The organism is Mycoplasma milvi, assembly GCF_048284715.1.
Lineage (GTDB): Bacteria > Bacillota_I > Bacilli_A > Mycoplasmatales > Metamycoplasmataceae > Mycoplasmopsis.
On the sequence record NZ_JBLWAH010000004.1, the window covers coordinates 78,295 to 101,286 of the forward strand.

The window sequence follows — 22,992 nt, forward strand, 5'->3', positions numbered from 1 at the left end:
ACATTTTTATGTGTAAACGCATATTACTGAACTTTTTCAGTATATGCGTTTTTTACTTTTTATATAATATACAGAAGATATTAAGATAAAACATAAGGAAGAATCATGACAAAATTTAAATCAATTTTACTGGCCCTTAGTGCTGGTAGTTTAACACTAGTACCATTTACTGCATTAGCTTGCAACAATGGTGAAAGTGCTCAAAGAAGAAAAGAATTAAATGTTGAAAAAGAAGCTACATTAGCTACACTGGATGGAAAATTAAACACAATTAATGTCTTATCTCCATCAGAATACAAATCACTAAAACAAAGAAAAGATCTTTTACAAGCACAATTAAGCAAGAAAGATGAAAGCAACATTTCAGAGCTTGATGTTAAAACCTTGCGTGACTTTGTTAAAGAACTAAACGACAAAATTTCATCATTGAGTACCACTGTCATTGGACATGTACAAGATGAATTAGATCAAGCACAAAGTGATGTAGTTACTTTACAAGGTAAAGTAGATAAACTTACTAAAGAACTTAAGAATTTAGGAGTTGATGTAGATGCTATTTTAAATAGCAATGAAAGTGGAGAATTAAAACTAGTTTCATCTGAAAAAATTCAAGAATTAACTCAAGAATTAAATACACAAAGAGCTTTATTAGATGTTGCTAAAGATAAGGTAGAAACTTTAAGTAAAAAACTTTTAGCCAGAGGTACATCAGCCATTGATGCTATTAAAATGGTTAGTCGTTTAAATCTATTTATGATTGACAGTGTTAAAAATTTAAAACCTGATCTATATAATGTAGAAGAAAACAAACGTATGTTTGAACTACAAAGAAGTCAAATTACACAAACTATTAAGGATGCTGACTCTATTGAATTATCATACGCTAACTCAATTCGTGTATATAATGCACTTAAAGATGCTATGGCCTTTAGTAATGCTCAAAGAATTGTTTTAGGAGATGCAATCCAAGTTGAATCACCATTTCCAAAGCAAGCCTTTATGGATCAATTATTTGACTGAAGAATTGCTGATTTAGCTAAATTACTTCAATCTCAAAAGGATGCTTTAGCTAAGGTAGAAAAAATAAATCCAACTGAAGAAAAAGATATTAAAGCTAAAGAAACTAAAATTAATAAATTAAATGACAATATCAAGGTGGTTGATAGCATTCTTGAAACTTATAAACAAGCTAAAGGTGAAGGTACAACATTAAAAGACCAAATTGCCAAATATATGCTTCTAGAAGTTGAAGCTTTCGAAAAGAAAATTAAAAACCCTTCAACTGCAGATGAATTCCAAGCTAAATATGATGTTAACTACAGAATTTCAGTATTTCCACTTTTAAACAAAATTACAGATCAAGAAGCCTTAAAAGAATTTGAAGATATTGCTAATAAAATTGCACCATTATACAGTAAGTTTTATAAAGAAAACCAATTTGCTTTAAAATCAGTAATGTATGCAAACTACTATACTGCTTTTAGCAAGGATTTAGTTGACTTAAGAAGATTTAACTTAATTCAAGACTTCTTTAGTAAGCAATCAATTATTACTTACTTAAATCAATTTAAATACAAAATTGCTTCATATAAAATTGATACAGAAGCTGAGCTAAAGAAAATTCAAGATCAAATTGAGCAATCACGTGTGAAAGCAAATCAAGCTATTTCTAAATATAATAGAATGTACTATGACTTAGCGGAAGAAGGAAAGGAAGAAACAGTACCTGCTCAGTTGTATAAAGCTATTGCAGTTCATTTATCTAGTTTAAGATCAAAGACTAACAATGGATTTGAAAATGACATATTATCTGCTTTTGATAAGTTACTAGCATTCAAGAAAATTGAAAGTCAAGTTAACACATTTGACAGAATGCTAAATTACTTTAAGAACTTAAATATAACTGTGGATGATGAAACAATGAGTAAATTCCTTAAATTAGAAGCTCAAAGTAAAAAAGCTAACGCTAAAGTTGAACAATTTAAAGAACAACTTAACAATGCGCAAAAAATTATTGATGCCTATGTAGAAGTTGTTAACAAATTTAAATCAATGAAATTCGATGCAACTGAAGCTAGTGCAATTAAGGAACAAGCTAAAGCAAATGTTGCGATTATTGATAAATTTAAACAAGAATTAGAAGCTTCTAAAGCTACAGTAGAGGGATTTGGCGAAACTAAATACTATTTTGCTGCCGGTGATAGTGAAATGGATGAAAAAATAGATAAGTTACTTGTTTCAGTGGATGAATTAAAAGAAAAATTAGTTGGACTTGAATCAACTCCTGAAGCAGAAATAAGTGCAAAATATGCCACATATAAAGAACTTGCTTTTAAACTTGGACTTAGTTTCTATGTTAATGATGAAGATGATAATGAATATGAAGCTGCTGAAAACTTAAATATTACTTCTACTCCTATTAGAAACATTTTAGATGATAAAGATAATGCTGAAACTCAAATTCGTGTGCAAAAGAAAAAAGCTAAAGAATACAAGCAAAACTCACTTCTTATACCTTTAAACGAAGTTTACATTTTAATGAGACAAGGTGCGATCGCAAATTCTGATTTCTTTACTAATAATTCAGTAACTGACCTATATAAAGATCTAGATGCTGTTGCTTATGATTTAACAACTGGACAACTTAAGAATCTTCAACAAAATAATGAATTATATAGAAATATTACAGGTGTTAAAGCTGATACCACACCAGATTCAGAATATGATTTTGATCCAGTTGAAGAGGCTAAACGACTAAATGAGTTAGAAAAAGCTTACTACAATGCAAACATTGAGTATTTTAAAGCGTTAGATAGTAAAGCTCAAAACCTAGAACCATTAAAACAAGCTTTAAAAGTTGCTCGTGAAGCATACTATACACAATTAAGAAATCCAAAATTAGATGGAATTGTATATATTGGTGAATTAAACCCATTTGCAAATTATAATTTTGATTCAAAAGACATTAGCAAGAACCCTGCCAAAATTTTAATTGCATTAGCTGATTTCAATTCAGTTAAAGATTTATTAGAATTCATTAAAAGTTCACAACCTCAATATGAATAAGAAAATATCCTAGCGTAGTGCTGGGATATTTTTGTACTTAAACATTTTTAATTAATGAATACATCAGATCAGAAGCTAACTTTTTATTCAAATCAACTCTTTTCATATAAAGATTGAGTTCGCTTGCCAGTTTTTTGTTTGCGTCTAATTCTCCATAATTATAGATGTATTTTTCAGTTCGAAAGGCTATAGCAGAATCAAGAATAATTTTATATCCTTTAACTAAATAATCAGCAGTTTGTGGGTCAACTTTCTTTTTATTAATTTCTTTAGGCATTTTATCAAGTGCTTGTCTTAACTTATTTTCAAGAGGTGCTAACTGTGCATAGGTTTTTTGACGTTGAACTTCATATGATTTAGCCAAAAATTCCTTGCTAGCTGCACTATGTGCTTCAATTTGATTATTTAACTCATCTTTATTTGAATTGATGCTATTAAATGTTCTTTTGAGAAATTCAACATACTCATGTTGAGAAGCTTTTAAGCCTGATTCATAGGCTTTAAAGATATAGTCGATATCAATATCTGATACAGAACAACTCAATTTTCAATCTTTAGTTAATTCATGAGTTATATGCATATTAACCATGGCTATATTATCTAGTAAGTTATTGATGTTATTCGATAACATTGCATAAGAGCCCTCAGCTGGAAAATCAATTCCATATTCGCTATCCACCATCAATGTTTCTATTTCCTCGTTGTTATTTTCTATTTTATTGCATAAATCATCATTTGGAACATTTTTCAAAATAGTTTCATTTTCCTCAATCATTGTTTTGAGGCGATCACTATAGCCCTTATATTGTTCAATCTTTGCTTTTACATTAATTGAAATACTTGGCACTTCACTAGATAAGTGTGATGCATTTGTTTGTAATTCCTTTAATCCTTCAAGATAGGAGTCTATAGTTTTAAGCCTTGCTTTTAGCAACATAAGTGTATATTGAATAGGTGAAGATTCAGTTATATTTTCATAATATTTATCATTATTTTCCTTTGCAAATTGATATGCTTCTTTTAATTTGTTACCTGCAAAGTTATAGTATTTATTTTTACTTTGTTCAATAGTATCTAAACCTTTTTGCCCTAGAGCTGAGGCTAAATATCTTAAATTAATAATTTGATCAATAACTTTATTTTTAATATATTTTTGATCAATTTGATCAATTTTGTCTTGATTTTGTTTAAATTCTTCAATAACTGCATTAACTTCTTTTCCAAGATTATTCTTTCGCATAAGTGAAATATAACTTTCACCTAATTTCTTATATTTAATGTTCAAAAAGTGTAAGTAAGCTTCTAAATTAAACTTTTCATTTGTCAAGTTCCTGTTATATAGACTAATATCATATTGTAGATTTTGAATCAGATTTTGCTCTCAGATAGAGTTTTTGGTTTCCAGTGTATTGGACATTGATAAAAAAGCATTGTCATAAGCTAAATTAAATCATGCTGCTAATTCGCGATTTTCTATAATTGATAAATAGTGAGCATTAACTGATAAAGTTGCTAATAAATCAGCCAATAAGTTTTCTAATTTTAGCATCCTATCATCCACTTCTCAAATTACATCTTCAATGTTGTTACTTGTAATTACAATAGATTGTAGATAGCTTAAAAATTCTTTTGCTGCTGTCTGATAGGTTAAAACACCAGAAAGTGACTTATTTAGATCAATAGTTTTATTGTCTATATTAATCTTTGGCACATTAGAAAGATCTCCAGTTTGCAGCATTTTTAGAAAAATGCTTAGATATTGATGCAAACTAATAATATAGCGAGCTAAGTCATCTTTGAGTCTATTTTTACTATTTAGATCAGTATTAATAAGCCTATCTTGTAGGTATTTTTTATCCCAGATAATGTTATTTGTACCTTGAGTTATTAATGAATTATAATTATTATTTCATCAATAAATATCTGATACTAATTTTGAATATACATTACGATTTTGACTAATATTTTCAATTGCTAATAAGCGAGATTCCATCACTTTAAAATTCTTATCAGATGTTTCACTAAGAACAGAAAAACTATTGCTGATATTTTCGTATGTCTTTTTTGCATCCCTTACCCATGTGATTTTTTCTGGAGTACTTGACTCTAAATCAACATAAAGTAATTCTCTATTTTCAAAGGCTTTTTTAGGATTTTGTGGGATGTGAATTTTATTTGGTTTAAAAGTTATATCATCAAGTTCATCAACACTTGGGGTTATTGGTTCATTTCTTTCCTTATCTAAATGTAAATTATCAGGTGGAATAACTTTAGCCTTCTTTTGACCATATACGCCTAGCACACTGGCTAATACGATTATAGATGCTCCAAAAGTAACACCACCTGTAATTAAAAATCTTTTACTTCATTTGTTCATTTTTTCCTCCACTATATAAATTAAATTTAGTACAAAGAGAACCGGAAATTTACTTACCACCTATTTTGTAAATTATGGTAAAATACTTATATTAATTATATTAATATAAGATAAACCGAAATAAATTATGAAAAGGATGTGAACATGATTAAAAATTGATCATTAAAAACAAAAGTTTTATTATCATTAGCAACTTTATCAGTTGGCGCTGGTATTGCAATTGGTTCAATGATTGCCTATGCAGAAAATTCTGATGAAAAATTAGGACCATTATCACCAGCAAATAAGATGCTATTTAACAATGACTATGCAAAGATTTATGACAAAGAAGGAAATCTAAAACCGGAATTAGCAATTTTAGACCCTCAAAAGAAAAATAAAGTTGCTGTAATTTCTCCAGATGCTTCTGAATACTGATTTATTCAAGAGCCATCTAAGAAATACAACTTTACTGATTTCTTTAATGCATACTTTGAAAAGTTCAATGAAGCATTTGTTCTAGAAGTAAAATATGGCTCATTTAGTTTCTACAATGAGTACGTTTTAGCTGTGCATCCTGAACAATTTATTGAATTTTCAAACTGGTTTATTAAAAATGTTGCTTGAGGACCTGATCTTTTAACTCTAGATTCATTTAGAATTGTGCCTGGAGTTGAGCAAAATGGAAATGCCATTACTTTAGGATCTCACTCAACATTACATAAAGAAGTTAGTGAAATAAAATTCTTCCCAGATGCCTTCTTTGGGTCATTACCTATTCATTCACTAAATGGAGGAAGAGGTAATGCACCTGATGCTTTAACTTATACAACATTTAAAAACGAAGTTTCTAAAGCAGTACTTGATGATTACTTGAAAAATATCCCTCTAGCTTCAGCGATTAAAAATGCTAGTGTCTTACCAAATTACAGCTCATATAGAGAAATTTTAATTACAAGTAAACTTAATGGGGAAAAATTCCAAGCATTACTTGATCAAAATATTAATAGTAAAGGTCAAATTATTAGAAATCAAACTTTATTCTTACCATTTGATGTTACAAAAGATCAATTTAATGAGTTAAAGGCAAAATACCCAGATGAGTTAGAAAATGCTACTTTTGAACAATTACGCCCAGTTGAAATTATTTCAGCTACAACAGCTGTTGATAATAAAAATGAAGATAAACCTCAAGAGCTTGAAAGAGATTTACATCTAAATATCACTTTTAAATATTTAGATGTAACTGAATTAGCTCCTGAAGCAATTGAAGAAGAACTAGCTAAAATTAAGGATCTTGCAAGTGATACACCTGCAATGCTTGCTGAGAAAAAACTTAAAAGAGAAGAAATTAATAATGTTTACTCATCTTCAATTAGTTTTGCAACGATCCAAGGTAGATCATATGAAAGTTACAAACTATTTAAGGAAGTTGCAAATAGCAAAATTAGAAACTTTCTAGACTTTTACGATATTGACTCATACGCTGATGGACATGATTCAATCTTTGTTTATAAACCACGTAATGGACAACCTATGCAATATTTTGCTTCCTTTTTAGAAGCAATTAACACTGTTCCTGAACTAGCACAAGCAAGTTATGTAAAACAAAAAGCTTTAGTTAAAAAATATTCAATTGTTAAAATGGATATTGTAAATAACCCTGAAGTAAAATTGCATACTTTAAATGTTACATTACAAAGTGATGACAGTCAAAAAAGAGAACTATACTTATCATTTTCTGCCAGTGAGGCAAATAATTATCAACCTGAAGGATTCGAACAATTTAAAGATGCTTTAGGATATTTAGGAACTATTAGTCCTGTTACATTATTTTATACACCAGAAGATAAGACTTTAGTTGATGAAAATGGAAATTCAATTGAAGGATTAGCAGCTAGAAAGTATCAAGTTTACAACGAAGCTTATGCAGGATTAATTCAAAAGGTAACTGCCAAATATCCTCACTTACTTAGAAAATTAAATGGACCTCACATTGTAAAAACTGTTGATGAAAATGGTGTATATCAATATCAATTGCAAGATGGGCCATATCGTGGTTTAACACCAGGAGATAGAATTGGACTACCTCTAGTATTAGGAGCATTAATTCCAGATTTTAAGGGTGTACCAACAGATTTCTTAAAATATGTTGCAACTCATGAATATGGACACCACTATACTCTTGATCAAGGTCAAGCTTGAATTAATGATAAAAACCCTATTATTGTTGGTGGTTTATCAACTCGTGGAGGGGCAAATGAATCTTCATACTATTCTTATGAAGCTTTAGTTAATTACTTAGAGGCTAGAACTAATATTGAAGTAATTAGAGTAAATGCTAATAATCAACCCACAGAATATGGTAAATTTATTCGTTTTAGATTTGGTATCTTAGATGAAAATGGCAAAGTGATAAAATTCGAAACTGAAGCTTTATCTGATATTTGAGGAACTAAAAAATCAAATGATGATATTTTTAATGTTCTTAAAAATGAAAAACGTCGTTTCCTACAAGACTTTGCTGGTATGGTTAAAGCAGCAAAAGAAAGAAATGTTGCATTAGGTGACTTATTTATAGCTAACTCTTTTGATGCTGATTCAGGAACATTAAACCCTAGAATTTCAGGAATTGCAAAAGCGTTTGAAAAAATACAAAATGCTAGTGGAAACTATAATTATAAATTAGTTCCAATTACTGCTCGTGAAGTAATCTCTCAAATGAAAGATGGATATGGAAATCCACTAACAAATATTGTGACATTTAGCGATGATAATAACTTTACAATCAAGATTTATGAAGCAGATGAAAAAAATCCAAGTATTATACGTAAAATTAATATGTATAAAAAGGATAATACACCAGTAATTAATGTACCATTAAATATTCCACTTGATGAAGAAAGCTTAAATTACTTACATACACAGGCTCATGTGATTGAAGAGTCAATTAGAGCTACAATTAACAGAGACATGTTCGATTCTGGTTGAGACACTAATGCAACTAGAATTGGTGGTAAGTTTGATTTCTTTACAACTTCATTATTTAACCAAGATAATAATGTTAATCAACTTTTACAAAGTTTAACAGGTCGTGAAAACAAAATTGAAATTGAACCATCTACTAATGCAAATGCTTTAGCAAAAGGCGAAAATAAGGTTCGTCAATCTAATACTTATTTTGCCCTAAGAGCAGGATTAAGAAATGAAATAAACGATATTAATAGATATATTTCAGATATGGCTACTGGCCTAAATGGCGACGCAGTTAAGATTTCTATTTACAGAAATAGCGGACTTGAACCAGTTTTAGCTTTTAGAGAATCACAGGACGACACTGTATTAACTATAGATAAATTTGTTTTTCCATATATGAGTGGAAATTATTTCCTTGGTGATATTGCTAATTATCGTGATTCATTTGCCAATAGAATTTCATCATTAGCAACTGACTATGGGACAAATGATACAAAAGCAAGATGATCTAACCATATTTTATTCAGTTTCCTTGAAGCAAGTGGCTGAACTGCTAGAAGCAATAATAATCCTACAGGAAGAACAGATACATTATTTGGATATATTGACAGAAGTGATGTTTTAATGTCTACATCGCAAGTTAGAGATTTAGCAGCTAACCCACTTAACAAATTTGGAGATCAAGTACGTGGAATGGTAATTAATCCATTTTCATCTGGAATTAATGCTTCAGATCGTGCATTACTTAAAGCAATTAATAGAGGTAAAAACAATGCACATCAAGCAAATGTATCATTGCCAGGTAGCTCACAAACTGAAAAAACATATCGTGCTGATTCATTCCATGAACTTTTAAACTTTGCTTCAATTAATTATGCTAAAGCTAGCTACTCAATTGATAGTGAAAGCTACAACTGAGACATCGCTTATGTTGAATCAAAATTTGATTTGAATGAAATTCAAGCATTATCTGCAAGTGATAATAATAAAGAAGCTGCTGAATTAGTAAAAGCCATTAAACAAGCTGGAAGTGAAACGGATAAAAAACAAGCATTAGCTAACTATGCAATGTATAGATTTAGACATTCTAATTTAGTTCTTTCAGTTGTTGATTTTTCACCAGCAACTGATTTAGTTGCTAACCGTGCTGTATTTTCAAAACTATATGGGATTACTATTATTGATCCAGTATTTAATAAATACTACATGGAGGATACAAGTAAAGCGACTGAAAATGCTCATTTAGTCTTTGATGTTACTAAATTACAAACATTTATACAAGACTTATTAAAAGAACACAATTTTGCTCAACAAGCACAATATTTAAGTCTTTCTGACTTCTTAAGTTTAGTTGGTAATAGTTTGATGTGAAAAGACCATGGTTTACTAGAACCTAAAGATGCTACATTATTTAATGTTTTCTGAGGTGGATTTACTTCAGGAGAACCTTCAAGTGATGTAATAAACTATAACGATACAAGAGTTGAGCCTTTATTAAATGATAAGTTCACTGATTATATTTACAGTATTGCCGAAACTTTAACAAGAGATTATGTGCAAACAGTATATTCACCTGATACCAAAGATTTTGGTAACACCCCTGACTATCTTTCAGGATTAAACGAAGCTATTACAGGGCTTGATTATATTGTAGATGGAACTAAATTAAATTATTTAAATGATAAACGTAATGATATTAAAGGTATTGCAAAAGGACTAAAAGCCACTTTGGAAGCAAGCAGATGAAGTCAATATTTTGAACAAAGCATTGATTCACAAATTTTAGCAAATAAACAAATTGCAAAATTAAAACATGAGTATGAAGATGCCATTGTACAACTAGCTAAATATAAACCTAATACTACCGAATATAATATCTACTCTAATTATTTACATAGTAAACAAGAAGCATATTTAAACGCTACAGCTAATAAAGTTAAAGCAAATCTCGACTTAAAAACACCAATTTTTAAAGAAATTAGTGATAAAGACTTTCTTAATGCAGATTCATATCTTTCATCTAACTACTTTGGAAAATTTATTTCAAACAGTAATGGATTCTTCAAGGATAGATTTGAAAAAGAAACCATCGGTATGGAATTATATGATACTGATAGAAATCCAATAATTGATGAAAACATCAGATTAAAAGACTTTGAAGGAAATAAAATTACAAAACGTCCTGAAGCTTTCTTTATTTCTCAATTATTAAACTATGGGGTTTCAAAAAGAAGTATTTCAGGTATCTTTAGAAACAAAGATTTAGATGCATTAGCAATGTATGGATATATTAAAAAGGATTTAGCTGCGCAAGTAAAATACATTAAATTTACAGATGTTGACACCAAAGAAGAAAAATTCTTAAAAGTAAATACAAATAAAACAAATAACATATTCTGACTCGAAAAACAAGGTGATGTAACAACTAAGAAAACAATTGAAGATTATGGTTATACATCTTGATTAACAGATTATGCTTTAATGGCTAAATATAGAGATGCTTTATTAAAACCAAAACATAGATATTACATCGAATTTGCAAATGATGATAAAAAAGCAATTCAAGATGTAGATCTTGGAAATGTAGATGCGATTTCTGAAAATGCTAAAGCCTCACAGCAATCACCAATTAAAATTATTCCTGAAATGGTAACAGTTGTTAAAAATGGTGTTGAAGTTGAGGAAAAAACTGGAAAATCAATTATTAGTATTGATTATCAATTTAATATCACACATTAGAAAGGAGAGTGATGACTAAAAAAATTAAAAAAATATCAAAATATCTGCTGTTAGCATCAGCTCCTTTGGGATTGATTGCTACAACTGTTGCATGCGGATATCAATCTGCTGATAAAAAGGCATCCGCAATATCAAAAGGATCAGGAATTGGAAATAAATCAATTAAAGTTGATTACGACTTAGGATTAGCAACTGAACCAATTAATAACTTAAACTATGTAAAATACAAGTCAATGGACAAAATCTTGCCTTCACTTGTAGATAGTTTTCTTAAAACCGGACCAACTACAAGTTTAAAGAGAGTTTTAGCTTCTAAAAGAAGTTATAATTTTGTTGTAATGGACAACCCAAAAGATAAAAGTTCAGCTAATTTTGACAAATATATGGAAGAGAATGCTAATGTTTTAACTCAAGATAATGGAACAAGAGGGATTACAGGTTCATATTATTCAATTGACCAATTTAATACAGTTGGTGGTCTAGCTGATGATTCTGCTAGCGGGAATGAATTAAAAAACAAATCAACTATTTTTGCATTTAGAAACCCAAGAAACTCTAACAACTATATGGCTATTACTGGTTTTGTTAATGCAAAGAAAAATAGATGATCTAACGGTGATTATGTTTCTGCACAAGATATTAGAGATTATTTCGAATATGTTTTAGATTTAAATACAGGTTCTCAAAAATTAGATACTATTAAGAAATATGGTTTCCGTGCTGCTGATAAATTTATTGATGCACAAAAAGATTACTTAGCTAAGTTTAACAAAACATACAAAAATCCATTTGGTCGTCGTCCATATGTATGAAATAAGGAAGTAAACACCTATGTGCAAGATCCGAAAGCATTAGTTTATCAATCACAAACTTTTGATAAAAATGGTAAAGCAATTGATACTAAAGAAGTTGCAGCTATTAAGCAAGCAGCTTTAGAATTTGGTTTCTATACAGGACAATTATTCTTAGATTATGACAATAGTTTTATTGCCAATAATCTCAAGTATAATCCTAACTTTAGACTAGATAAAGAAATTCAAGAATTCAAATTTAAGGAAAATGATTCTGATGAGAAGTTAAAAACCATAACAATTGTTAAAAATCCTTATGTTAACCCATATCAAACTTTTTCAGTAGATTCCAAAGGTCTGGAAGGTGGTATTAAATCATTAGCTAAGGATGAAAATTCTTTCAACCTAATTTTTGATGAAAATCATACACCTGACTTATCATATTTATTATTCACCATTTTATATAACTTATATCCAATTAACCGTAAGTATATCGAAACTGAAGCAGGTGGAATTGATAAATATGGTTCAGAACCTGATAAATTCTTAACTACAGGTCCTTTTGTGATACCAAAAGGTGCAGATGGGATCTTGCTTGGTCCTAATGGTTACATCAACTTAGTTAAAAATAAAGAATATTATGATGCTGAAAATACCATGTCAAATAAGATTAAAATTTTATTCTCTACAAATAAGAATACTAATGCTTTATTCTTCGAGGATGGTTACATTTCACAAACCTATATTCCAGCATCTAAGATGACAACTTATTGAGCTGACGAAAACATTAAAAAGTACTTAAACAAAAACCAAGGATATGGAACTATCGCTTTTGGATTTAATTTAGATCAAGAAACTAATGGAGATAGCTATTTACAAAATCAAGATATTAGAAATGCTATTTATTATGCAATTAATCGTGATGACGCCTTAAAATTTGTTGGTTGAGATTTCTCATTCCCTGTAAACACTTGAACAGCATATGGTCAATATAAAACATTTGATGGAAAAAATCTTGAAATGTTTTTTGAGGGAATGAAGGCTAAGGCTAAAAATGATAAAGAATTTCCACTGCAAAACTATGAATATGTAGTTCACATGGCTAAAGGATTTAATTTTGAGAAAACAAAGCGTAGAGATTTAGCTTATGATATTCCTACAGCTGAGTTTTATATCAATCGTTTCAAAAAAGAACATCCTGAAGTAAAACAAATTACTTTACGTTTTCTAAATAATGGACAAGAAGAACAAAAGAAAGCTGGTTCATACTTAAAAGAAGCTATGAACAAAGCATTTGGTGGCTTTATTAATATTGAATTAAAGAGTTTACCAGAAAATATCTTCGCAAGCTTTATTGAAAAAGGAGAGTATGATATTATTTATCAAAACTATGACAGAATTGGTGGAAATGGTGCACAAGATTATGTAATGGCTTTCTTTAAAAAAGACGAAATTGATACAATTAACCAAAAAACCATTGCCTTTAAAGAAAACCCAGTTGGCTCATTTACTTATGCAGATTATTTAAGTGACTTAGTCCTAGAGGAACTAAGAAAACAAGATCCAAATGTATCTCGTTTAAACTTATTGCAAAGTGATCTTGCTTCTATAATGAATGTAATTAATAGTAATGATAATTTAACTAATGCCTTTAATGATGTGCTAAATAGCAATGAGACAAATAAAATATTAGCTTTTAGTGATGCATACTTAGAACAAATTACACATGAAGTGGCAAATGCTAATGCTTCTATAACTAATAGATATTCAAAACAATACATTAAAGCTTTATTAGATTACTTAATGTTGATTGATAAAAAAGAAGATAGTTCCCAACAAAGATTACATAAATCTAATATTAGAAAAGCAAGATTACATTCAGCCTTTAATCTTTTCTTACCTACTTTTATGAGTGTGCAAGAAATTTCTGATTTAACAAATGCAACTCAAGAAAGACTTGAATTTAATCAAGATAACATTTTTAACACCGGTGATGATGATCAAGCACAAAGAACAGCACCAAAATTCTGAGATAAATTCATTGAATTAGCTTTACCTAAATTTGAAGAATCGACTTTTGAATACACTTCTAGATTGTCATCATTCTTTACAGGGAACTTTTCTGACGAAGAAATTAATCAAAATTGAGAGCAAAGTGTTGTATATCAATTTATAGGCTCACTTGAAAAAGTGATTAGAGATTCAGCTATTGTAGTTCCACTTATGGAGGTGGATACTAACTGAGAAGTTACAAAAGTTGGTGGAGTAGATTCACTATTTAGATTCTCACTTCAATATGCTTATGATATGACCAGACCTCCAAGAAATGGTCTACCAACAACAAGGGAAGGATAATAATGCAGAAAATAAAATATAATAATGAAACTTACGCATTAAACGATGCAAAAGTTTCTTTTAGAAATAAAAGAAGCAATGAACTAACTTTAATGCAAAAAATACTCGCAATTGATTCTCCATTTTTAAGAACCTTTTGAAGAGTATTTAAAATTATTTTAGAATTCTTTATTATTGGACTTATTGTTATCTCTATTACTTTCTTCTTAATTAACTCAGTGCCTGGAGAGAATCCTTTAACACAAGGCTTAGATGAAGCATCAAGAAAAGCTGTTGAAGAAAAATATGGATTAAATTTACCTTTAATTCAAAGATACTTTAATTATTTAAAGGGCTTATTTACAGGAAATTTTGGAATTTCACTTTCATTATTCCCTGGTCAAGAAATAAACTCATTTATTTGAGATAGATTTTACAAATCATTTTTAGTTGGAATCTTTTCAGTTGTCCTAACTGTAGGGATTGGTATACCTCTTGGGATTTGAATTGGTAAAAATCCAGGTGGATGAGTTGACAATATTTCAACTATTATAGTAAGTATTTTTTCATCAGTCCCTTCAATCATTTTTGCTTTAGTACTTGTCTTTTTAGGTCGTGCTATTGGTATGCCATATGTATTTGATCACACCAACTTTATTACTTTCATTCTACCTGGCCTTGCCCTTTCACTTGGAAGTATCATTGTTTATATTAAATACATTCGTACAGAATTAAATAGAGAATTAAATTCTGTACATGCTAAATTTGCTTACTTAAAAGGTGTATCAAAAAATAGATTTGTTTGAATGCATGCGCTTAAACCTGCTTTATTCCCTATTGCAACATTCTTCCCAGCAGTTATCTTTGGATCATTTATCGGAAGTATCTTTATTGAACAAATCTTCCTAATTCCTGGGTCTGGGGACACATTGCTTCAAGCAATTCAAACCAAAGATTATAATGTTATCTTATTCTTAATTGTTATGTTTGCTTTATTAACAGTGCTTTCATATGCTTTCCGTGATATTTTATATGAAGCAATTGATCCAAGAATTAGAAGAAGAGGAGCTTAGAATGAATCAAGAAAACGAACAAAACCAACAGTCAAAAAAACCTTCTAAAGCTAAAGCTTTCTTCGAAAAATGAGCAAACAACATTAAAGCACGTGCTTCACTTGGAAAACAAAATGAAGCTAACATGCAAGACTTATCAGCACCTAATCCAATTACTCAACCATTTAACTACCAAAGTTGAAAATTGGTTGGTAAAATTATGGATTATCAATCTGACATGCACATGGGGTCAGAAACTAAAGCTTTTAAAGAATTTATTAATAGATTTTCGCGTTCATTTGCTGGTGTTTTTGGACTAGTTACTTTAGTAACATTAGTTTTACTAGCAATCATTATTCCATTTACTACTCAAGATCCAACAACTACAAATATTTCAGCTAAATCACTTACATTTAACTCATATGATTCAAACAATATTTATCACTTCTTTGGAACTGATGATGTTGGGAGAGATTATTGAGCTAGATTATGATGAGGATTGCGTTACTCAATTGCACTTGCCTTTGTGGTAACTGCAATTGAAGTTGTAATTGGACTAACTATCGGAATCATGATGGGTCAATTTGAAATGTTTGACAAAATAATGACATTTATTATTAAGGTTATCTCAATTGTACCTACAATTATTATCTTAATCTTAATGACTATTATTATTTCACCTAGTTTCTGAGTTATTGTTTTTTCACTTTCATTAACTTCTTGAACAGGAATGGCCAACCAAATTAGAGCCCAAGTAAAACGTGCTAAATACTTTGAATGAGTATCAGCTTCTAAAATTTTAGGAACTCCTACTTGAAAAATTCTTAAAAACTACATTCCAGTAATCTTACCGATATTAATTACTCAATTAGTCTTTACTATTCCTGGAGTTGTGCTATCTGAAACTTCTCTTGCTTTCATTGGACTTGCAATCGAAGATGTGCCTACTCTTGGTAACTTAATTTCAGATGGTCAAAAATTATTCCCAGACTATGTAAGATATGTCTTTGTACCTGCAACCTTCCTAATTTTAATTACAACTAGTGTCCAACTTATTGGTGCTTCTGTGCAAGACTCATTAAGAAGACAAAGATAGGAAATTATGAAATCAGAACACTTATCACAAGATCAAAAAAATATCGCTAAACGTCAACGTGAAATTCAACGTGCACGTGATATAGCTGCAGGACACACAATTGGACATAAATTATGACGTAAGTTTACTGTTTATCTAGCTAATAAATTTTCATTCTTCTCATCAAAAAACAACTTATTTGATTGAGAAGAATTCGAAAAGAATGTGCAATATAAAGTCTTACCTAATGGGGAAAGAGTAAAAATAGCTGCTGAAATCAATGATGTACAGTTATCATTTACTAACCCATCTAGACCTGGTGAAAAAAATAAAGTTTTAAGAGGACCTTCACTTCAAATTTATGAAGGAAAGGTACATGCTATTATTGGTGAATCAGGATCTGGAAAATCAGTTATTACTTCTTTACTTTATGGATTAACAGGTGATAATGCTGTTATCGATAGTGGTGAAGTAAAACTATATAATAATAATGTAGAGAAATTTACATTTAAAGATTGAGAAAAATCTCACTACCGTGGAAGAGTTGTTTCAGCTGTCTTCCAAAACCCAATGTCAACTTTAAACCCTACTATGAAAGTTGGAAAGCAAATCATGGAAGGTATGCTAATTAATAAAGTTGTCAAAAATAAAAAAGAAGCTTACAACAGAGCTGTAGAATTCTTAAAATTAACTAAAATTTCAGACCCTGAAGGGGTTATGAAACTTTATCCTCACGAAATGTCAGGGGGAATGATCCAACGGGTAGTTATTGCAGCTATTGTGGCTCTTGAACCTAAGATCTTAGTTATGGATGAGCCTACTACTGCTCTTGACCCTACTGTACAAGCTTTAGTACTTGATGTTATTCAAGACTTACAAAAGAAATTAAATCTTTCAATTGTCTTTATTACCCACGACCTTGGAGTAGTTGCCTCAATTAGTGATTTTATTTCAATTATGTATGCTGGACAAATTATTGAAGAGGGAACTGCAAAAGAAATCTTGCAATACCCTCAACACCCTTATACATGAGGACTAATTCTAAGTATGCCTGATGTTAATAGAGGTGATCGTTTGGCAACAATTAGAGGTTCGGTTCCATCAAACTTAAATAATATTGTTGGAGATGCCTTTGCAGTTAGAAATGACTACGCCTTAGGAATTGACTTTGTAGAAGAACCTCAATTCTATTACTTGTCAGAAACTCATAGAGTTAAATCAGCACTTCTTGATGAACGTGCTCCAGAATATGAGCCACCTAAACACATTCAAAAATTATGAAAGGAGTTTTTAGCTAAGTCTAAATAATATGTCTCAAAAACCTTATTATGAAACAAAAAGAAAATTCCTTTTCTTTAAACAAAAATATATTCGTTTTAACACACCAGGCGTTGAAGGTATGCTTGAAGTTCCAAAAGGAAAAACCTTACTAGCTACTTTAAGAAATGTTGATATTACTTATGGTTCTGGCTCAAAAGAATTCCGTGCAGTTACTGACATGAATATGAACATTTATCGTGGAGAAGTTTTAGGTCTTGTTGGTGAATCTGGATCTGGTAAAAGTACAATTGGAAGAGCAATTATCGGACTAACGCCACATAGTTTTGGAGAAATTAAAATTTTTGATAAAGTTGTGCCTAAAAAGATGACTAGAGGATTTAAATTTGGAAAAAGACTAAAAGAATATAAAGAAATTGAAAACTTTATGGTTAATAAAGTTCAAATGATTTTCCAAGATCCTGCTAACTCATTAAACCCACACATTAATGTTGAAGCAGTAGTTTCTGAAGGGTTAACAAACATCAAAAATGCTAAAGAAATTTACTTATTTAATATCGATCAAGATGTTGAAAAAGAAATATATACAAGATGACTACCTGAAGAAAATTATTCACAATTTTATGGTGAATACAAAAAACAATTAGATGCTGATATAGCATTAAATGAAAATGTAGCTTTTGATGCTCTATATATCAAACTTGCTAATGAATTATCAAATTATGCAGAATTAAATCAAGCGAGCGAATACTTAGAGCAAGCCAAAATACATCGTGAAGAATTAAACAAATTAAGCGAAGTTGAATGTAAAAGAATTTTAGTCCGTGACATCTTAAAATCAGTAGGACTAGATGACTCTGTACTTAAACGTTATCCACTAGAATTCTCTGGAGGACAACAACAACGTATTGGTATTTCACGTGCTGTAGTGCTCCGCCCTTCATTATTGATTGCGGATGAACCTATTTCAGCGCTTGATGTTTCTATTCAAGCTCAAGTGGTAAACATCTTTAATGAACTTAAAGAAAAATATAACTTAACTATCTTATTTATCGCTCATGATTTACGTATGGTTGAATATATTTCAGATCGTATTGCAGTTATGAATAAAGGAAGATTGCTTGAAATTGGAACAACTGATGAAATTATGAACCATTCATTACACCCTTATACAAAATCATTATTAGATGCTGTTCCTTCAATTGAAGGGGAAAAAGGGAGCTTAATTGGGTATACTTATAACCCAGCAATTCATGGCTATAATTCTTTAAAACAACCACAATGAATTAAAATTAATAATGATCACTATATTTTAGCAACGCCAGAAGAGCTAGATGAGTGACGCAGAGGAATTTATAAATAATATAAATACAAAAGGAGATATATTATGAAACTAAAAGGAATTTTATTAACCTTAAGTGGATTAACGCTAGCAGCTACACCCGCACTAGCTATTAGTTGCCATAAACCTGAGCAAAAGCCAGGTGAAGAAACTAAAGAACCACAAGATAAAGAAAAAACAGAAGTTAGTTTAAAAACAGAATTAAATAGAATGATTAATAGTATTACTAATTTAGAAATTAAAAATAAATCACAATATACTGTTGATCAATTGGTAGGGATGGATAAACAAGAATTATCGAATCTAATCGAAATTTCAGCACCTGAATATGATAGTAAAAAATATGGTGTAACTGTAACAAAAGCTGAAAAAAAATTAAATAAAGATGCAACAGCTTATGATTTAGATTTAACTATTCAATTGTTTAATAAAGAAAATATTCAAATTACTTCGTTCCAAAGAAAGTTTAGAGAATTATCTGGCTTCAATATTGCGATCGAGGAAGTTAAAGCATTAATCGCTAACAAGAATATTCACAATTTTGCTAAAAACATTACTTTAAGTGTTGAAAATAAATCTGAAATTTTAACAAAAGATGTTACAAAAGAACAAATTATAGTTTCAATTAGTCCTGATGCAGAATATAAAGATTTATATGAAATTGAAATTGAAAGCTTTAGACCGAAAGCAATAAACACTGTTTTAGAAGTTACTTTGTTAATTTTATCTAAAGAAAGTGATGCAAAAGAAACTGTTAATTTTGATATTGAAGGATTTAAGGCTGATAAAACAACTTTAAATGATGAACAATTAAAAGAAGCATTATCTGCTAATATTAAAGATATTGAATTAACTGTAGATGATAAGAAACTTTTCCCATCACAAGTTAAAAATGAAAATATTGTGGCAAGTAAATATGATGCTGAACTATTTACTTTCAGTATTTTAAATGAGCAAGATAAGCCAGCATTAGAACCACAATTTAAATTAGATCCATTTAAATATGCTAAAATGAGTTTAAAAGTTAGATTCCAGTTAACTGCAAAAAATAATTCTGAAATTACAGGTGTGGGTGAATATGAAATCACTAAAGGATTTCCTGACATTTCAAGAAGTATTTCTAAAACACCATTAGCAAAAACTGTTGAATCTGACCCAACCAGACCAGAATTTCCAAATGTCGCAAAATACCTACAAGTTCAATATCATAAAACAGTTAATGGCAAAAAAGACCCTAATGCAGTTACTGCATTTCTTAAAAAAGACTTAGATCCAATTAATGATAATGATCCTTACAAAGATATAAAATCCAAATATAAAGATTTACGTCAAAAAATTATTGAAAATCTATTTGTAAAATCATCTGATGGAACCGGATCTTTAATGATTGTCCCTAATTTAGGAAATACTCATAGAACATTCTTAACATGAATTTTATTCACTATTGATAGACAATATTATGCAACAACACCTAAAGCAGAGCTATATCAATTATTTAATTCACCACTAAAAAAAGATGGATTCAATCAATCTAATTCTTATAGTGTTGATAGCATTATTAATATTGCTAAAAGTACTGTTAATAATGGTAACATATAACTTAAAAATCCAGCCTAACAATTTTGTTAGCACTGGATTTTTTTACGCTTTGATATCAGGATCTGCCTTACCTTGAGCTTTTCATTTTTCAAGTAAAGCTTCTCACTGAGCAAAATTTTCGCATTCTAAATATTCAATTTGATCAGCATTAATTGATAGATCAAAACGAGGAGAGATTTTGGTATTAGTATAAAAATTGTATCAATTCTTAATTTTAGCGATATCATCAAGGGCATCTTGTTTATTTAATTTAAAAGCATAAGTTTGTAAACTACGTTGACTTAAATCAATACTTTCAGGATGTTCATAATCCTCAGGACGTAAGAATAAGGCTACAATTGAGTAAGAATCTGCTCCTTTTAAGTATGAATATAATTGAGCTTGCTTACGATAAGAAGGATCGACACCTTCTTTAGCTCAAAGGTCTTTTTTCTTTTCACCAGCAGTTTTAATTTCTAAAATCATATTTTTAGCAGGTAAATATCCATCAGGTACCCCTCCAATAATTGGATCTGAGGCAAAGAAATCATAATTGTATGCTGCTGCTTCATAATTTTCAATTGTTGTATTTGGCATTTTACTACGCAAGTAATCAAAAATACGAGGTTCTAGCACAACTCCGGCATGTACATATTTTTGTGTCAGAACTGGTAGTTTTAAACGAGTAATGTGACAAAAGGCACTAAATTCATTTCTAAAGGCATCCTTAATTAAAATGTCTGAAATAGAGCTCCCTCCCATTTTCTTATATTTATCAAATTGTCCAGCAGAATGGAGCTTGTCATATAGTTGGTCACTTAAGATTAAAATTTGCTTTTCATAATCTATAAAGTAATCTGTTTTATTAAAAAATTTTCTAGGCATAATTTAATTTTAACATAAGGCAAAAATAAAATAGTCATTATGACTATTTATTAATGTGATTACGAATTATAACATCAGCAATAACCTTTACATTGTCAAATTTTGGATATCATTCTAAATCGATTAGTGTGTTTTGAGGAACAATCTCATCGAAACAAATATTTACTAATTTATCAAAACTTGTTTCAGTTGAGTTATCATCAACTCCGGGTACGAATTTAGTTGCATCCATAAACTTTTCAATTCTGATAGCTAAAACTTTAACTTCATCACCTTCTTTTACATGTTTTTCTAGTGATGCTTTATTACCTTTGAAGTAATCTAATTCATTTGGAAATCTAAGGTCATCAATAATAAATAAACTGTTTAAGTTTTCTTTAGATGATTTTTCCATAGTTTCTCTAATCTTATCAAACACTTTAGCACATCAAACGTTTGAGTCAATTTTTCTTCCCACTTCACCCATTGCAATTCATAAAGGTCTTACAATTTCTTTATCGATACCATCTCAGTTAATTTCATCTAAGATGGGTTGTGTAATTTGCTTAATTGGTTGAGCGAATGATAAAATATGAATATTATCATTGAACTGTTCTTTTAATTTATTTGATAGTTCAGTACTTAAAAGTCCTTTTCCACTTCTTCTTTTACCATTAATTAAAATAATTAAATGTGTGTTTTTTTTCATGTTGTTCCTCCATATAATATAAAAAAAGCCACTAGCTTCTTATTGTTTTGTTATGTTATTATACATTGTAATTAGCTAAGATTTAAATAAAACCTAAAAAAAGCTTAAATGTGAAAAAAAGAATTTCCACATTTATTTTTTTTAGCAAATATTCAATTTTTTACAATAAATAATGTAATATTTGATATATGAAAAAGATTAAATTATTATTAAACTCAATTATTGGAACTACTTTTTTAGCTTTACCAGCTCTTTCTGTAGTTGCTTGTGGAACTAAAGACACAGAAGTTAAGGGACCAGATGTCAAACCTTTTCTTTCTTTATATAGCAAACTAGAGTTTACATATAAGGGTAATAAAGCCGAAACATATGCTAAAGATGCTAAAGCTGAAAACATCGAAATTAAGGGCTACAATAAAGAAGAATTCCAAATAACTATTAAAAACGTTGAACCAGAATCTTATTTAGCAACAACTATATCTATTAAATACGAAATAATAGATTTAAAAACTAATTCTAAATCAAACGAATTAGTGTCTACTATCAGTGGATTTAAAGCCGAAGAAGCATCAAAATAATAATAAATAGCCATTTTGGTTATTTTTTATTTTTTTATTAGGAATGTAATAATATAGTGGTATTATTTAATCAATATTTCCAACACACATAGCCTTAAAAGCTAAAAAATATTTTGAAAAATAAATTAAAAATTTGTTGATTAAAAAATATTTTGGTGTTATAATATTATCGCTTGTTATCACGAATAACAAACACAAAAAAGTTCTTTGAAAACTAGATATATACAATGTACATGACAGTCAATTTTTTCGAG

At 29.6% G+C, this 22,992-nt stretch carries 12 protein-coding genes; 9 read left to right on the forward strand and 3 right to left on the reverse strand.

Features of this window, described 5'->3' with window-relative positions; genetic code table 4:
- Positions 1 to 105 precede the first annotated feature (105 nt).
- On the forward strand, positions 106 to 3,066 hold the full coding sequence (locus ACNQ13_RS02695; protein WP_418035602.1) for a hypothetical protein: 2,961 nt from the start codon (positions 106 to 108) through the stop codon (positions 3,064 to 3,066).
- A 37-nt stretch (positions 3,067 to 3,103) separates the two neighbouring features.
- Here the strand turns inward: ACNQ13_RS02695 and ACNQ13_RS02700 are convergent, their stop codons facing one another.
- On the reverse strand, positions 3,104 to 5,443 hold the full coding sequence (locus ACNQ13_RS02700) for a synaptonemal complex protein 1 (protein ID WP_418035603.1): 2,340 nt from the start codon (positions 5,441 to 5,443) through the stop codon (positions 3,104 to 3,106).
- A gap of 144 nt (positions 5,444 to 5,587) precedes the next feature.
- On the opposite strand from ACNQ13_RS02700, the gene ACNQ13_RS02705 reads away from it, so the two are divergent.
- From ACNQ13_RS02705 to ACNQ13_RS02735, 7 genes are read left to right on the forward strand one after another with little or no spacing between them, the layout of a single operon-like run.
- The gene (locus ACNQ13_RS02705) at positions 5,588 to 11,137 is read left to right on the forward strand and encodes a PDxFFG protein (RefSeq protein WP_418035605.1); all 5,550 of its coding nucleotides are present in this window, start codon (positions 5,588 to 5,590) and stop codon (positions 11,135 to 11,137) included.
- Positions 11,138 to 11,148: 11 nt separating this feature from the next.
- Positions 11,149 to 14,283 (forward strand): ABC transporter substrate-binding protein, encoded by a 3,135-nt coding sequence (locus ACNQ13_RS02710; RefSeq protein ID WP_418034561.1) that lies wholly within the window; start codon positions 11,149 to 11,151, stop codon positions 14,281 to 14,283.
- A gap of 2 nt (positions 14,284 to 14,285) precedes the next feature.
- On the forward strand, positions 14,286 to 15,335 hold the full coding sequence (locus tag ACNQ13_RS02715; protein ID WP_418018786.1) for an ABC transporter permease: 1,050 nt from the start codon (positions 14,286 to 14,288) through the stop codon (positions 15,333 to 15,335).
- Positions 15,295 to 16,410, forward strand: coding sequence for an ABC transporter permease (locus tag ACNQ13_RS02720; protein WP_416741856.1), 1,116 nt, complete (start codon positions 15,295 to 15,297; stop codon positions 16,408 to 16,410). Before ACNQ13_RS02715 ends, ACNQ13_RS02720 begins: the two co-directional genes overlap by 41 nt.
- Positions 16,411 to 16,416: 6 nt before the next feature.
- Complete coding sequence (locus tag ACNQ13_RS02725; RefSeq protein WP_416741857.1) at positions 16,417 to 17,697, forward strand: ABC transporter ATP-binding protein; 1,281 nt, start codon at positions 16,417 to 16,419, stop codon at positions 17,695 to 17,697.
- 1 nt (position 17,698) lies between these two features.
- Positions 17,699 to 19,030, forward strand: a complete 1,332-nt coding sequence (locus ACNQ13_RS02730) for an ABC transporter ATP-binding protein (protein ID WP_416741858.1) — start codon at positions 17,699 to 17,701, stop codon at positions 19,028 to 19,030.
- Positions 19,031 to 19,054: 24 nt separating this feature from the next.
- Positions 19,055 to 20,608, forward strand: a complete 1,554-nt coding sequence (locus ACNQ13_RS02735) for a hypothetical protein (protein WP_418035607.1) — start codon at positions 19,055 to 19,057, stop codon at positions 20,606 to 20,608.
- 42 nt (positions 20,609 to 20,650) lie between these two features.
- Here the strand turns inward: ACNQ13_RS02735 and ACNQ13_RS02740 are convergent, their stop codons facing one another.
- Together ACNQ13_RS02740 and ACNQ13_RS02745 are read right to left on the reverse strand one after the other, a co-directional pair.
- Positions 20,651 to 21,472, reverse strand: coding sequence for an MAGa7180 family putative nuclease (locus ACNQ13_RS02740; protein WP_416741860.1), 822 nt, complete (start codon positions 21,470 to 21,472; stop codon positions 20,651 to 20,653).
- A 43-nt stretch (positions 21,473 to 21,515) separates the two neighbouring features.
- Positions 21,516 to 22,160: a hypothetical protein gene (locus tag ACNQ13_RS02745; RefSeq protein ID WP_416741861.1), complete on the reverse strand. Its 645-nt coding sequence runs from the start codon at positions 22,158 to 22,160 to the stop codon at positions 21,516 to 21,518.
- A 188-nt stretch (positions 22,161 to 22,348) separates the two neighbouring features.
- On the opposite strand from ACNQ13_RS02745, the gene ACNQ13_RS02750 reads away from it, so the two are divergent.
- Positions 22,349 to 22,738, forward strand: a complete 390-nt coding sequence (locus ACNQ13_RS02750) for a hypothetical protein (RefSeq protein ID WP_416741862.1) — start codon at positions 22,349 to 22,351, stop codon at positions 22,736 to 22,738.
- The last annotated feature ends 254 nt before the right edge of the window (positions 22,739 to 22,992 follow it).